The organism is Pseudomonas sp. PVC-5-1, assembly GCF_057444345.1.
Genome location: NZ_CM172024.1, coordinates 5,200,145 through 5,213,245, shown reverse-complemented (window position 1 = coordinate 5,213,245; position 13,101 = coordinate 5,200,145). Strand labels below are relative to the sequence as shown.

At 62.6% G+C, this 13,101-nt stretch carries 11 protein-coding genes; 10 read left to right on the top strand and 1 reads right to left on the bottom strand.

Features of this window, described 5'->3' with window-relative positions; genetic code table 11:
- Nucleotides 1-86 precede the first annotated feature (86 nt).
- From AC2T3R_RS23840 to AC2T3R_RS23805, 8 genes are all read left to right on the top strand, one after another.
- Nucleotides 87-923, top strand: a complete 837-nt coding sequence (locus AC2T3R_RS23840) for a 23S rRNA (adenine(2030)-N(6))-methyltransferase RlmJ (protein WP_013974483.1) — start codon at nt 87-89, stop codon at nt 921-923.
- A 220-nt stretch (nt 924-1,143) separates the two neighbouring features.
- Entirely contained in the window at nt 1,144-2,901 is a 1,758-nt protein-coding gene (locus tag AC2T3R_RS23835; RefSeq protein WP_247846638.1) for a carbamoyltransferase family protein, read from the top strand.
- Nucleotides 2,885-4,015, top strand: coding sequence for a glycosyltransferase (locus AC2T3R_RS23830; protein WP_486744353.1), 1,131 nt, complete (start codon nt 2,885-2,887; stop codon nt 4,013-4,015). Before AC2T3R_RS23835 ends, AC2T3R_RS23830 begins: the two co-directional genes overlap by 17 nt.
- Nucleotides 4,015-4,911 (top strand): antimicrobial resistance protein Mig-14, encoded by an 897-nt coding sequence (locus tag AC2T3R_RS23825; protein WP_486744352.1) that lies wholly within the window; start codon nt 4,015-4,017, stop codon nt 4,909-4,911. The genes AC2T3R_RS23830 and AC2T3R_RS23825 overlap by 1 nt, the downstream gene beginning before the upstream one ends.
- A complete protein-coding gene (locus AC2T3R_RS23820) occupies nt 4,908-6,311 on the top strand; it encodes a PIG-L deacetylase family protein (RefSeq protein WP_486744351.1) in 1,404 nt (467 codons plus the stop codon). Before AC2T3R_RS23825 ends, AC2T3R_RS23820 begins: the two co-directional genes overlap by 4 nt.
- Nucleotides 6,312-6,359: 48 nt before the next feature.
- Nucleotides 6,360-7,316, top strand: a complete 957-nt coding sequence (locus tag AC2T3R_RS23815) for a glycosyltransferase family protein (protein WP_015272035.1) — start codon at nt 6,360-6,362, stop codon at nt 7,314-7,316.
- A 66-nt stretch (nt 7,317-7,382) separates the two neighbouring features.
- Nucleotides 7,383-8,156, top strand: a complete 774-nt coding sequence (locus AC2T3R_RS23810) for a glycosyltransferase family 2 protein (RefSeq protein ID WP_023663307.1) — start codon at nt 7,383-7,385, stop codon at nt 8,154-8,156.
- A gap of 37 nt (nt 8,157-8,193) precedes the next feature.
- Nucleotides 8,194-9,285 (top strand): glycosyltransferase, encoded by a 1,092-nt coding sequence (locus AC2T3R_RS23805; RefSeq protein ID WP_013974476.1) that lies wholly within the window; start codon nt 8,194-8,196, stop codon nt 9,283-9,285.
- A 3-nt stretch (nt 9,286-9,288) separates the two neighbouring features.
- Here AC2T3R_RS23805 and AC2T3R_RS23800 read toward each other — a convergent pair whose 3' ends face one another.
- Nucleotides 9,289-9,894: a serine/threonine-protein kinase gene (locus tag AC2T3R_RS23800; protein WP_031325784.1), complete on the bottom strand. Its 606-nt coding sequence runs from the start codon at nt 9,892-9,894 to the stop codon at nt 9,289-9,291.
- A gap of 100 nt (nt 9,895-9,994) precedes the next feature.
- Here AC2T3R_RS23800 and AC2T3R_RS23795 point away from each other — a divergent pair, with 100 nt between their 5' ends.
- The gene (locus AC2T3R_RS23795) at nt 9,995-11,170 is read left to right on the top strand and encodes an O-antigen ligase family protein (protein ID WP_486744350.1); all 1,176 of its coding nucleotides are present in this window, start codon (nt 9,995-9,997) and stop codon (nt 11,168-11,170) included.
- Between the two features lie 15 nt (nt 11,171-11,185).
- The gene (gene msbA, locus AC2T3R_RS23790; protein WP_013974473.1) at nt 11,186-12,994 is read left to right on the top strand and encodes a lipid A export permease/ATP-binding protein MsbA; all 1,809 of its coding nucleotides are present in this window, start codon (nt 11,186-11,188) and stop codon (nt 12,992-12,994) included.
- Nucleotides 12,995-13,101 lie beyond the last annotated feature (107 nt).

The window sequence follows — 13,101 nt, the reverse complement described above, 5'->3', positions numbered from 1 at the left end:
CCCGCGAAGATGCCGTCGCTGATCAGCAGCCAGGCCTGACTCCGCCTGCAAGGCAAGGTAAACTTGCCACCCCCGCAGGAGTTGCCATGAACTATCGTCACGCCTTCCACGCCGGCAACCACGCCGACGTCCTCAAACATATCGTGCTGACCCGCCTCATCGCCCTGATGTCGCGCAAGGAGCAGCCGTTCGCCTATATCGATACCCATGCAGGGCTCGGCCTTTACGACCTGCAGGGCGACCAGGCAACCCGCACCGGCGAGTACCTGGAAGGTGTCGCCCGCCTGTGGAATCGCGATGACCTGCCGGCCATGGCTGACGACTATTTGCGAATCATCAAGCGTCTGAATGCCGATGGCGAGCTGCGCTACTACCCCGGTTCGCCCGAGCTGGCTCGCCGTCTGATGCGCCAGCAGGACCGCGCCCTGCTCAACGAGAAGCATCCCGAAGACGGGCCGCTGCTCAAAGAGAACATGAAGAAAGACCCGCGCGTGTTCGTGCACCTGGGCGAAGGCTGGCATGTGCCGCGGGCCTTGCTGCCGGTGCAGGAAAAGCGCGCGATCATGTTGATCGACCCGCCGTTCGAACAGGCTGACGAGCTAAAGCGCTGCACTACCGCCATGAAAGAGGCGATCGGCCGCATGCGCCAGACTGTCGCGGCCATCTGGTACCCGATAAAGGACCAGCGCTCGCTGACCCGCTTCTACCAGGACCTGACCAGCACCGGCGCACCGAAACTGCTGCGGGTCGAGTTGTATGTGCACCACCAGGACAGCCCGCAGGGGCTCAACGGCTCCGGTCTGGCCATCGCCAACCCGCCGTGGGGGTTGGAAGAAGAGCTCAAGGAGCTGCTGCCATGGCTGGCCAAAGAGCTGGCACAAACCGCCGGCAGCTTCCGCATGGACTGGCTGATCGCTGAATAATATTGCTTGCCTGTACCGGCCCCATCGCCGGCAAGCCAGCTCCCACAGGTACAGCGCGGGCCTCAAGGTCGGCGGTGTACCTGTGGGAGCTGGCTTGCCGGCGATGAGGCCAGTACAGGTTGCCGCGTTGCGCACATGTTTGCGTTATAATCCCGCCCTTTAGCCGCCACCCGCCCAAGAGGCCGCTGGCGCATTTCTACCGAATGAAGAGGCTAATCCCTTGGCATTGACGATTCTTGGCCTGTCCGGCGCCCTTAGCCATGACCCTTCCGCGGCCTTGTACATTGACGGCAAACTGATTGCCGCCGCCGAAGAAGAGCGCTTCGTGCGTGACAAGCATGCGAAGAACCGCATGCCCTACGAGTCGGCGAAGTTCTGCCTGGAACAGGCTGGCATCAAGCCATCCGACGTCGACGTGGTAGCCATCCCGTTCGCCCCGATCAGCCTGTTCGGCAAGGCGCGCTGGCACTATGCCAAGCGCTACTGGTACGCCCCGGATCGCGCCCTCGACGCTATTCTGATGGGCAACCGTCGCTACAAACGCTACCGCAAGAAGATCGTCTGGTGCCTGGAGCAACTGGGCTTCGACCCGAAAAAGGTCAAGATCGAGCCGGTTGAGCACCACCTGGCCCATGCCTCCAGTGCCTACCACTGCTCGGGGTTCAAGGAAAAAACCGCAATCCTCGGCATCGACGGTAAGGGCGAATACGCCACCACCTTCTTTGGCTACGGCGAAAACGGCAAGATCCACAAGATCAAGGAATTCTTCGACCCGGACTCGCTGGGCGGCCTGTACGGCGCAATCACCGAGTTCCTCGGCTTCGAGATGCTCGATGGCGAGTTCAAGGTCATGGGCATGGCGCCGTATGGTGACGCCAGCAAGTACGACTTCTCGCGTCTGGCCAGCTTCGAAAACGGCGAACTGGTGATCAACACCGAATACGCCAACGTCATTGGCCTGCGCCGCTATAAAGAGAAGGGCAAGGGCTTCTACTTCTCGCCGAAGCTGATCGAGTGGCTGGGCCCCAAGCGCGAAGGCGACATCGCCGACGAGCCGTACATCCATTACGCGGCCAGCATGCAGGCGCTGTTCGAAAAGATCGCCCTGCAGATGATCGACCACTACCTGGGCGACGTGCTGCGTGAAACCGGCAAGCTGGCCTTTGCCGGCGGTTGCGCGCTGAACGTCAAGCTCAACCAGAAGATCATTGCCCGCCCAGACCTGAAAGAGCTGTTCGTTCAGCCGGCTTCCGGTGACGCCGGTACCGCCGTGGGTGCTGCCGCCTACGTTTCCCACGCCCGTGGCGTACCGGTCGAGAAGATGGAACACGTCTACCTCGGCCCTTCGTACTCCAACGAAGACGTGATCGCTGCCTGTGCCCGTCACCCGAACGCACCGAAGTGGCGCAAGCTCGACGACATGCCGCAGCGCATCGCCAAAATCATGGTCGACGGCAACCCGGTGGCCTGGTTCCAGGGCCGCATGGAGTTCGGCCCTCGTGCCCTGGGCGGCCGTTCGATCATTGGTTGCCCGAGCGTGCCGGGCGTAGCCGACCGCATCAACGAGCAGATCAAGTTCCGCGAACGCTGGAGACCTTTCTGCCCGTCGATGCTCGACACCGTCGCCCCGCAAATGATCAAGGTCGACCACCCGGCGCCGTTCATGACCTTCACCTTCGAAGTGGCTGAAGAGTGGAAGACCCGCGTGCCGGAAGTGGTCCACGAGGACGGCACTTCGCGTGCCCAGGTGCTCAAGCGCGAGTACAACCCGCGCTACTACGACATGATGAAGGCACTGGAAGAACTGACCGGCAACGGCGTGTCGCTGAACACCTCGTTGAACCGCCGTGGTGAACCGATGATCTGCTCGCCGACCGACGCCCTGAACATGTTCTTCGGCTCGGACCTGCAGTACCTGATCATGGAAGACATCCTGGTTGTGAAGGACGGCGCGGCCCCGTATGACCAGCCGCTCTGAACCGCGCATCCTGCAGTTCTGCCATGGCTATGACGGGCCGTTCCTGGACTGCGCCCGTCAATACGCCAGCCTGTTCCAGGGGCGTGGCTACCAGGTCACCACGGTGTTCCTCACCGGCGCCGCCGACCCGCTGGTAGCGGCAGGCTGCGCCTCGGACGAGGTGCTGTTCCTGGAGTTCAGCTCCAAGGCCGTGCGCGGCCTGAAACTCGGCGCCATCCGTGCATTGCGGCGGATCGCGGCCGAGCGCAATTTTGCCTTTTGCATTGCCCATCGCTTCAAACCGATCTACGTGGCGTTGCTGGGCACCGGCTTGCCGGTGATCGGCGTGCACCATGCTTTCGGTGACTACGAGCGCAAGGGGCGACGCATCTTCGCCAACCTGTTCAGCAAACGCCTGAGCTTGCTGGGCGTGTCGGACGCAGTGCGTGACGACATGCGCCGCTGTCTGCCGCAGTGGCCGGCAGATCGTATCCAAACCTTGTATAACCGCATCGACATCGACGCCCTGCAAGCAGCCCTGGTTCCACGCGCCGAGGCTCGTCAGGCCTTGGGGCTGGACGCACAGGCGTGGATTGTCGGTAACGTCGGGCGCCTGCACCCGGACAAGGACCAGGCCACCCTGCTGCGTGGCTTTGCCGAAGCGCTACCGGGGCTGCCGACTGGCGCCCGCCTGGCAATCCTGGGCAAGGGCCGCCTGGAAGCCAGGCTCAAGGCACTGGCCGCCGAGCTGGGCATTGCCGGGCAAGTGGACTTCCTTGGCCAGGTGCCGGATGCGCGCCGTTACTTCCAGGCGTTCGATGTATTCGCACTGAGCTCCGACCATGAGCCGTTCGGCATGGTCCTGCTCGAAGCCATGGTCGCCGGTGTACCGGTACTGGCCACGGCCTGTGGTGGTGCCCGCGAAGTGGTCGAGGGTGTTGGCATGCTGTTCCCGCTGGGCGATGCGGGGCAATTGGCCCAGGGTCTGAAACACATGGCTGTGCTCGATGGGCAGCAACGCCAGGCCTGTGCCGAGCACATGCTGCAGCGCCTGCGTGAACGCTTTTCCGACCAGGCGGTGCGCGAAGCATTCTGGCAGCTGCCGCAAGTCCGCGCGTTGGTGGGGCAGGCCTGATGCTCAACCGTATCCAGGCCTTCCGCGAACGCGGTTGGCAAGTTATCGACGCCAAGGCCTATGCCGAGGCATGGGCCCGGTTTGGTGGCAGTGTCGCCACCCATCCCCTGGTGGTCGAGCAGCTGGCGGACCTGGCGCAGATCCCTGTGCGTTACCTGGGCTGGCACCAGGCCGGCGAGCTGAAAGCCGCCATTCCTACCTGGGGGCGCCACCTTGCGCTGTCCAAGGACGTGCTCAAGCGTGCCGGCAAAAAGGCCCTGTTCGATCTGGGCAACGCCGAGATCATCCTGCCGGCGGCGGCCGACGCCGCTGCACCGTTGCGCCATGCCGCGCGCTACCTGTCCGAACTGAACCTGGGCCGCTTCAGCGGCCTCAAGGCGCAGAAGGAACAGCTGGCCATGGCCCGCGCCCATGAAGACCTGTCGAAGAAGTTCCGCTACAACCAGCGCCGCGAACTGCGCCTGCTGGAAGAGGCGGGCGGTGTGGTGCGCCCGATCAGCGAATTCAGTGCGCAGGAAATCGCCAGCATGTACTGCGACCTGTTCCAGCGCCGCTGGGGCTTCCCTGCGACCGGTGCCGAGCGCATGGCCGAAGTGCTGGAACGCCTGCGTGAGTTGCTGATCGGCTCGGTGCTGCTGCTGGACGGCAAGCCGATTGCCATCCAGCTGGTATACCGTGTCGAAGCGCCGGAATGGATCAGCGTCGAGTACATCAATGGCGGTGTCGACCCTGAAACCAAGGCCTTCAGCCCCGGCAGCGTGCTGAGCTTCCTCAATACCCAGGCCGCCTGGGAAGACGCCCGTGCACGCAACAAGCCGCTGCGGTTCTCGTTCGGCCGTGCCGACCGCGAGTACAAGGACCGCTGGTGCAACCCCGTACCGGTGTATCAGGCGTGAGTCGCAAGCAGCAGTTGCTCAAGCGCCACCGGCGCAACAAGCGCCTGGGCCTGTTGGCGGGCCTGATCGCGCTGGTGGCCATAGGTGCGTTCAGCTGGTGGTGGTTGCCACTGCTGCTGTTGCCGCTGTTATGGGCGGCTCACGAGGCCTGGTTTGCCGACCACCTGTTCTACGCGCCAGGCGAGGACTACGCCTACGACTTCGGCGAGCAGACCCGGGAGGCTCCTGCCAGCCTGAGCGGCGGCTTGCTCAAGGCTGAGTGCGTGCTGCAGGGCAACGAAACCCTGGTCCTCGAGCTGCGGGTAAAAAGCAGCTGGCTGGGGCGCTTCCTCGATCCGCAGGTCGAGCTGGTGGCTGGCGAGCAGGCCGACCGGCAAACCTTCGAGCGCGGCGTCGATGGCGTGCGCTTCCTCAACCTCACTGGCCTCGCCGCACCTCTACAGGCTGGCGCGTTGCGCGTGCGTGGCCGGCATTGCCGGCTGGCGGGCCAGCCGCGCTTGTGGATAACCCCGGCGGTCGAGCTGCAACGGCGCCGGGTGATGGTGATCGCGCCACATGCCGATGATGCCGAGCTGGCCGCTTACGGCCTTTACAGCCAGGCCGACGAAACCTGGGTAGTGACCCTGACCGCTGGTGAAATCGAGGCCGAGCACTATCAGCAGATGGGCTTGGCAAAGGCCGAGGCCGCGCGCCTGAAGGGCCGCCTGAGGGCCTGGGATAGTGTCGCCGTGCCACGCTGGGCCGGTGTGGCGGAATCGCGTTGCGTGCAGCTGGGCTACTTCTGTCTGCAACTACCTGCCATGCAGGCTGCGCCAGACCAGCCGGCCGCTTCTCGCGAGGCCGACCTCGCCGACATTCGCGTATTCCGCCGATTCAACCCGTTCCCGCTGCCGGCCGATGGCGATGGCGCGCCGACCTGGCGCAACCTGCTCGCCGACCTGCGGGCCTTGCTGGAAATGGCCAGGCCAGAGGTGCTGGTGATGCCGCACCCGCAGCTCGACCCGCACCCCGACCACATCTGTGCCCAGGCAGCGGTGCTGGAAGCCTTGCAAGGCCTGGCCTGGCAGCCGCAAACCCTGCTGTGCTACGCCAACCACCTGCATGACAACGACCGCTGGCCGATGGGCGACAGTGGTGATGGCGTGGCCCTGCCGCCACAGCTGGACGCTGTCCAGGCCTGGGCTCCTTGCAGCCTGGTACTGGACCTTGCGACCCAGCGCGACAAGGCCATGGCCCTGGGCATGATGCACGACCTGCAGCCGCCAGCACCGTTCAAACGCCGCCTGCGCCGCTTGTTGCAGCGCTGGTTGGCCGGGCGGCACCTGTCGCCTTACGGCGAGAACGAATTCTTTCGCAAGGCTGTGCGCCGACATGAACTGTTCTGGCGGCGTGAGCTGTAGCCGCGCCCCATGGTTGACCGCGATGGCGCAGAGCGCCCAAGGAACCCAATGAAAGTCCTATTTCTGGTGCAGAAGGAACAGCGGGCGATTCTCGACCGTCTGTACGATGGCGTCGCGGCCAACTGCGAGTGCGACCTGCGCTGGCTGACCAGCGAAGACCAGCGCAATCTGCGCCGCTATTTCAAGCGCGAAGTGCAGGTCGAGCGCTATGACCGCATTGTCTTCTTCCTGCGTTTCAAGCAGGAAATCCGTCAGGCGGCATTCATCCGTACCGTGCCGAACCTGGTCATACTCGAGCACGATGCCTACCAGAACTACATCCCGTGCAAGTACACAGGCAAGTTCAGCGCCCATTACCGCAAGTTGCCCTGGGCGCGAGTGATCAGCTCAGGCTACATGGTCAGCGAGCGCCTGCGTCAGGAAGGTTTCGACGCCGTGTTCGTGCCCAAGGGCTACGACGAGCAATTGCTGGCCGACCAGGGGCGTGAGCGCGACATCGAGCTGGCCTTCGTCGGCAGCACCAACAGCGTGGCCTACAGCGGCCGCAAGGCATTGCTGGACGAGTTGGGTCGGGTCGAGAACCTGGTGGTGACCCGTACCAAGTCGGGTGAAGATTACTGCAACACACTCAACCGGATCCGCTTCTTCGTCAGTGCCGACGTTGGCATGGGCGAATACATGATCAAGAACTTCGAAGCCATGGCCTGCGGCTGTGTGTTGCTGGCGTATGACCAAGGCGAGGAAGAGAACCGCGCGCTGGGCCTGCAGGACATGCACAACGTAGTGTTCTATGACAGCATCCCGACCCTTCAGGAGAAGCTCCGCCGTTTGCGTGCGGACCCTGAACTGGCCCGGCAGATTGCAGAAAATGGCCGCCACCTGGCGGTTTCCCGTTTCAGTTTCGGGGCAGTTGGACGTAGCATCGTCGACCACATGCGCCCGGCGCTCAGGCCCCATCCGCCGTTGTCTGCATGGCAGCGGCTGCGCCTGAAGCTGGGCATCTAACATTAGAACTTTCGCGCCTACGGAGCGGGCGTTGAAAGTCGATAGTCGCAATGCGGAGGGAGTCCGGTGCGCTTTTCAAATGAGAGTGACGTCACGCTCGTCGTGACCAGTTGTGGGCGGTTCGATCTGCTCAAAGACACCCTTGAGAGTTTCGATCGCTACAATACCGCGCCCATTCGCGAAGTGTTCATCACCGAAGATTCCGGTGACGATGCCGTGCATGCCGCTGTGCCTGAGCACTGGAAACCGCACTGCAAGGTGTTCGTAAACCGGCCCAAGTTGGGGCAGTTGCCGTCTATCGACCTGGCCTACAGCCATGTCAAGACGCCCTACATCTTTCACTGCGAGGACGACTGGCACTTCTATCGCCAAGGCTTTGTCGAGGACTCTCGGGCCATCCTGGAGGCCAGCCCCGACCTGTTGCAGGTGTGGCTGCGCAGCCATGCCCATGACCTGGCCATCCACAGCCCGTACATCCACCTGGGGGATCGCCGGTTGATCGCCGGTGTGCCTTGCTACCCGCTGCTGTCCGATAAGGCCGAGTGGCAGGCATTTTCGCTCAACCCCGGGTTGCGCCGTTTGAGCGATTACCAGCGTTGCGCGCCATTTGCCGCCTATGCTGGAGAGAAGGCACTTTCCCGACGCTATGCTGAGTTAAATCTGACAGCGGTCACCTTGGAGGGTGATGCAGTATTGCACACTGGATTTGGTAATCACGTGACCTTGCCCATCGAAGTGGAACGCAAGGCCAAACGTCGTAAGCGTGATCGGATAAAGTTGGCATTGACGCTGGTGGCGGGTGCCGTGATTGGCATGGGAATCACCATTTTTGTTCAATGAAGTCGCTGTCCCACCTTACGTGAGCGGGAGAGGGCCCATGAACATCGTCAATATGATGTGGGCGGGTGGATCGCCGTACATGTCCATCCACAAGGTGCATCGGCAGATTCTGTCACATGCGGGTGCCGATGCCCGGATCAGTAATTGGCTGCTGCTGGGTAGCGGACTCTGCTGTGGGCTTGGTTCGACCCGGGAGTGGCATATGCCGTCACGGGCGCTGAAAGGGCGGCACTTCTGGCGCCTGTTGCGCCCATGGTTGCGAATGCGTTTGCGCAAGGCTCTGAAAGAGGCACAGGCTGAAGTCGTGCTGATCGACGGTGTCGGTGTGGCGCGGTTGGTGTTGCCATTGATGCATCAAGTTCCGCAAGTACGTGCCAAGGTGCTGTTCCATGGCAAGACGCGTCTGAGTGCCAGTGATGTTCGCCTGCTGCGTATGTTTCCGGTCGAGCGGCTGAGTATTGCCGCCGTTTCACAGACACTTGCCACGTCACTCGAACACGACCTGGGCAGGCCGGTGCAGACCTTGCGCATGGCCCTTGACCCGCTGGCTTTCGCCGAACCGTTGTTGAGCAGGGATGCGGCCAGGCAAGCCCTGCAGCTGCCACAGGTAACAGGGGTGATGCTGGGCGCGGTCGGGCGACTGGTGGAAAGCAAAGGTTTCGAGATGCTGATCGAGGCGTTCGCCAAGGCCTGTGTGCGGCAGTCGGACCTGCAGTTGGCAATCATCGGCGAAGGCCCTCTGCGTGAGGTGCTGCAAGCCCGTATCGACGCGCTGGGCCTGGCCGGGCGCGTTCACCTGAGTGGTCACCGCGATGACCTGCAGCGACTGTATCGGGCATTCGACTGGCTATTGGTGCCTTCGCGTTCTGAAGGCCTTGGGCTGGTGGTGCAGGAGGCGGTCATGGCCGACGTGCCGGTGGTATGCAGCGACCTGCAGGTGTTCCGCGAGCAGTTGCAGGACACCGGTGGCTACCTGCCCGTTGCCGATGAAAATGCCTGGGCCGAGGCGATCGAGCGTTGCTCGGTTATAGGTGCCCCGGCGGTAGCAGCCCGGCAGCGCCAGGCGCTGGCCCCGGAGCAGGCCTGGCAGGCGTTCTGCAACGGCTCGCAGAGCCTTTTGCGCAGCTGACGCTCAGCGCGCGAGCAAAGCTGCCTCGAAGGCGGCAAGGGGGAAGCGGTCGCCCAGGTTCTCCCGCTCGATATAGCGCACCATATGCTGCACATTGCGCCGAATCATGCGCGCCGACAGTGGTGGGCGCAGGAAGCGCATGTCGGCCACGTCGATCAGGCCCAACTGCTGGTCGGGTGTGACCACCACATTACCCAGGTGCAACGAGCGGAAATACACGCCGCTGCGGTGCAGCTGGCGGATCAGTTCGATCAGGCGTGGCAGATAGGTATCCCAGCTGAAACCCTCATCGCGCGACATCTGCAGCAAGGTACGCCCAGGCAGCGGGCGGTACAGTACGGCAGTTCGTCCCGGTAGCTCGAGCTTATGCTGGCTGATCACCTCCAGAGTGGGGATGCCCAGTTGTGCAAGGCGCGCGGCGTTGTCGACAAAGCGCTGCGAGTACGGGCGCAGCAGTGCAGATGAAATCAGCCGCTTCCTACGAAAAACCTTGAGGAAATTACCATCCGCGAGCAGGTAGACTTTGGCGCCATGGCTATCTGCCTCAAGCACCTGTGCGCCTTGTGTCAGCTGATCGAAGTCGACCTGGGGGAGCCGGGAGCATTGCATGAATAGAGCCTTGTCGTCGGGCGAACAGAATGACCGGCAATAATGCCGAAAATAATGTTGTAGCACCATTGGATGGTGCTTTGATTCATCGGGGGAAAGGATGTTGTATCAAAAAAGCTGGGCGCGAGCCTGGTTGGGATTTGGTCTGGTCTGGTTCCTGGCTGCGATTGCCCTGGCACCGAGCAACAAGGTCTATCAGCAAGGGCTGGTGCTGTTCCTGTGGTTGCCGACCCTGGTAATGGCGTGGTCCGCAAGGCACGTAATAATGCAGGCCTGGCGGCGTCAGCCGGCCTTGTGGGGAAGTGTGTTGCTGTTGCTGGTATGGAGTGGGCTCAGCCTGGTCTGGTCGGCCGCAGAAAACCCGGGGCGCGAGGCCAAGCGCCTGCTCTACATCCTGGTATTCCTGCTGGCGTTCCCGCTGCTGGGCCAGCTTGGCCAAGCCCGCGTTCGTCAGCTGTTGCAGGCCGGCAGCGCTTTGCTGGCCGTTGCCGCGCTGATCTCGATAGTCCATTTCTACGGCGTGCTGGGCATGCCTTTGCTGGCCCGCCTGGAGGGCATTGGCGAGATATCGCACCCGATTCTGGGCGCCTATGTCATCGGTTCAGCCGTGCTTTTCCTGCTTTACGAGCCGCCGCGGCAACGTGGCCTGCAGTTGTTGTGGCTGGTAGCGCTGGTGTGCCTGGGGTTGTTTGTCATGCTCAGCCAGAGCCGTGGGGCAGTCCTGGCCCTGGTGCTCACCGTGATCCTGGCCCCGTTGTGGTTCCGTGACCGCCACAGCCGGGTTTTTGCCGTGCTGGCGGCCCTTGCCACCGGCCTGGCCTTCTATCTCGTTTACGACCTTATCGCCCAGCGCGGTTCGTCCTACCGGCCGGAAATCTTCCATGCCGTGGCCGACATGATTGCCGCACATCCCTGGACCGGCCTTGGCCTGGGCGCTGCCTACGACGTCAGTGCAGTGGGCCAGCACTTCGACCATACCCACAACATGTTCACCCACATCGCAGTGGAGATGGGCCTGCCCGGCATGCTGCTGTGGGTCATGGTGTGGCTGTACACCCTGGGCGAAATCGTCCGCGCACGTGGCACGTTGTTCGGCAAGATCCTGCTCGGTTTCTGGGTGTACTCCACCCTGGCCATGCAGTTCGATGCCGCCAGCCTCACTGGTACACCACGTGCCGAATGGTTCATCAGCTGGCTGCCCGTGGGCCTGGCCATGTTGCTGCCGTGGGGGAGCGCCGAAAATGATGCCTGTGGTAAAATTTCCGGTTCAACCTGAACAGCGAGCTTGATAATGGCCGAAACACCGCGACCGGCGGAACACACCTCCAGCCTGAAGATCTACTTCCGGCTGCTGAGCTATGTGAAACCCTATGTCGGCATTTTCCTGCTGAGCATCATCGGTTTCGTGATCTTTGCCTCGACCCAGCCGATGCTGGCCGGGATCCTGAAGTATTTCGTAGATGGGTTGAGCAACCCCGAAGCGGTGTTGTTCCCAAACGTTCCTTACCTGCGCGACCTGCAACTGCTGCAGGCGGTGCCGCTGCTGATTATCCTGATCGCCGCGTGGCAGGGTCTGGGCTCGTTCCTCGGCAACTACTTCCTGGCCAAGGTTTCCCTGTGCCTGGTGCACGACCTGCGTGTGGAACTGTTCAACAAGCTGCTGGTGCTGCCTAACCGCTACTTCGACAACCACAACTCCGGGCACCTGATCTCGCGCATCACCTTCAACGTGACCATGGTCACTGGTGCTGCGACCGATGCGATCAAGGTGGTGATCCGCGAAGGCCTGACCGTGGTGTTCCTGTTTGGTTACCTGCTGTGGATGAACTGGCACCTGACCCTCGTTATGGTCGCCATCCTGCCGGTAATCGCGGTGATGGTCAGCGTCGCCAGCAAGAAATTCCGCAAGCAGAGCAAAAAAATCCAGGTAGCCATGGGCGACGTCACCCATGTCGCCTCGGAAACCATCCAGGGCTACCGCGTGGTGCGCAGCTTCGGCGGCGAGGCCTACGAGGAGCAGCGTTTCGGCAAGGCCAGCCAGAGCAATACCGACAAGCAGTTGCACATGACCAAGACCGGCTCGCTGTACACGCCGATGCTGCAGCTGGTGATCTACACCGCCATGGCCGCGCTGATGTTCCTGGTGCTGTTCCTGCGCGGTGATTCCACTGCCGGTGATCTGGTGGCTTACATCACCGCCGCCGGCCTGTTGCCCAAGCCGATACGTCAGCTTTCGGAAGTCAGCTCGACCATCCAGAAGGGCCTGGCCGGCGCCGAAAGCATCTTCGAGCAACTGGACGAAGAGCCTGAAGTGGATACCGGTACCGTCGAGAAGGAGCGGGTGGAAGGGCGCCTGGAAGTGCGCAACCTCAGCTTCACCTACCCGGGTACCGAGCGTGAGGTGCTGAGCGATATCAGCTTCGTAGCCGAGCCAGGGCAGATGATTGCACTGGTCGGCCGCTCCGGCAGTGGCAAGTCTACGCTTGCAGCGCTGATACCGCGCTTCTATCACCACGACCAGGGGCAGATCCTGCTCGATGGCGTGGAGATCGAGAACTATCGCCTGCGCAACCTGCGTCGCCACGTTTCGCAGGTGACCCAGCATGTCACCCTGTTCAACGATACCGTGGCCAACAACATCGCCTATGGCGACTTGGCCGGCGCCCCGCGCGCCGACATCGAAGCCGCTGCGGCCGATGCCTATGCCAAGGAGTTCGTCGACCGGCTGCCGAAAGGCTTCGATACCGAAGTGGGTGAGAACGGCGTACTGCTCTCCGGCGGCCAGCGCCAGCGCCTGGCGATTGCCCGGGCACTGCTGAAGAATGCGCCGCTGCTGATCCTCGACGAAGCCACCTCGGCGCTGGATACCGAGTCCGAGCGGCATATCCAGGCTGCCCTGGACCATGTGATGCAGGGCCGTACCACGCTGGTGATCGCCCACCGTCTGTCGACCATCGAGAAAGCTGACCAGATCCTGGTCATGGACCAGGGGCGCCTGGTCGAGCGCGGCACCCATGCCGAGCTGCTTGCGGCCAATGGCCATTATGCCCGCCTGCATGCCATGGGCCTGGATGAGCCGGCCAAGGCCGATATCACCTGACCCCTCGCTGATCGGGGCCATCGCGGCCCCGATTGTCACGGGAATTTTCCTGGGGTGATCTGGCCATAAAGCCGTCGTCTACCCTGTGCTAATATCCTGTCCCTGTT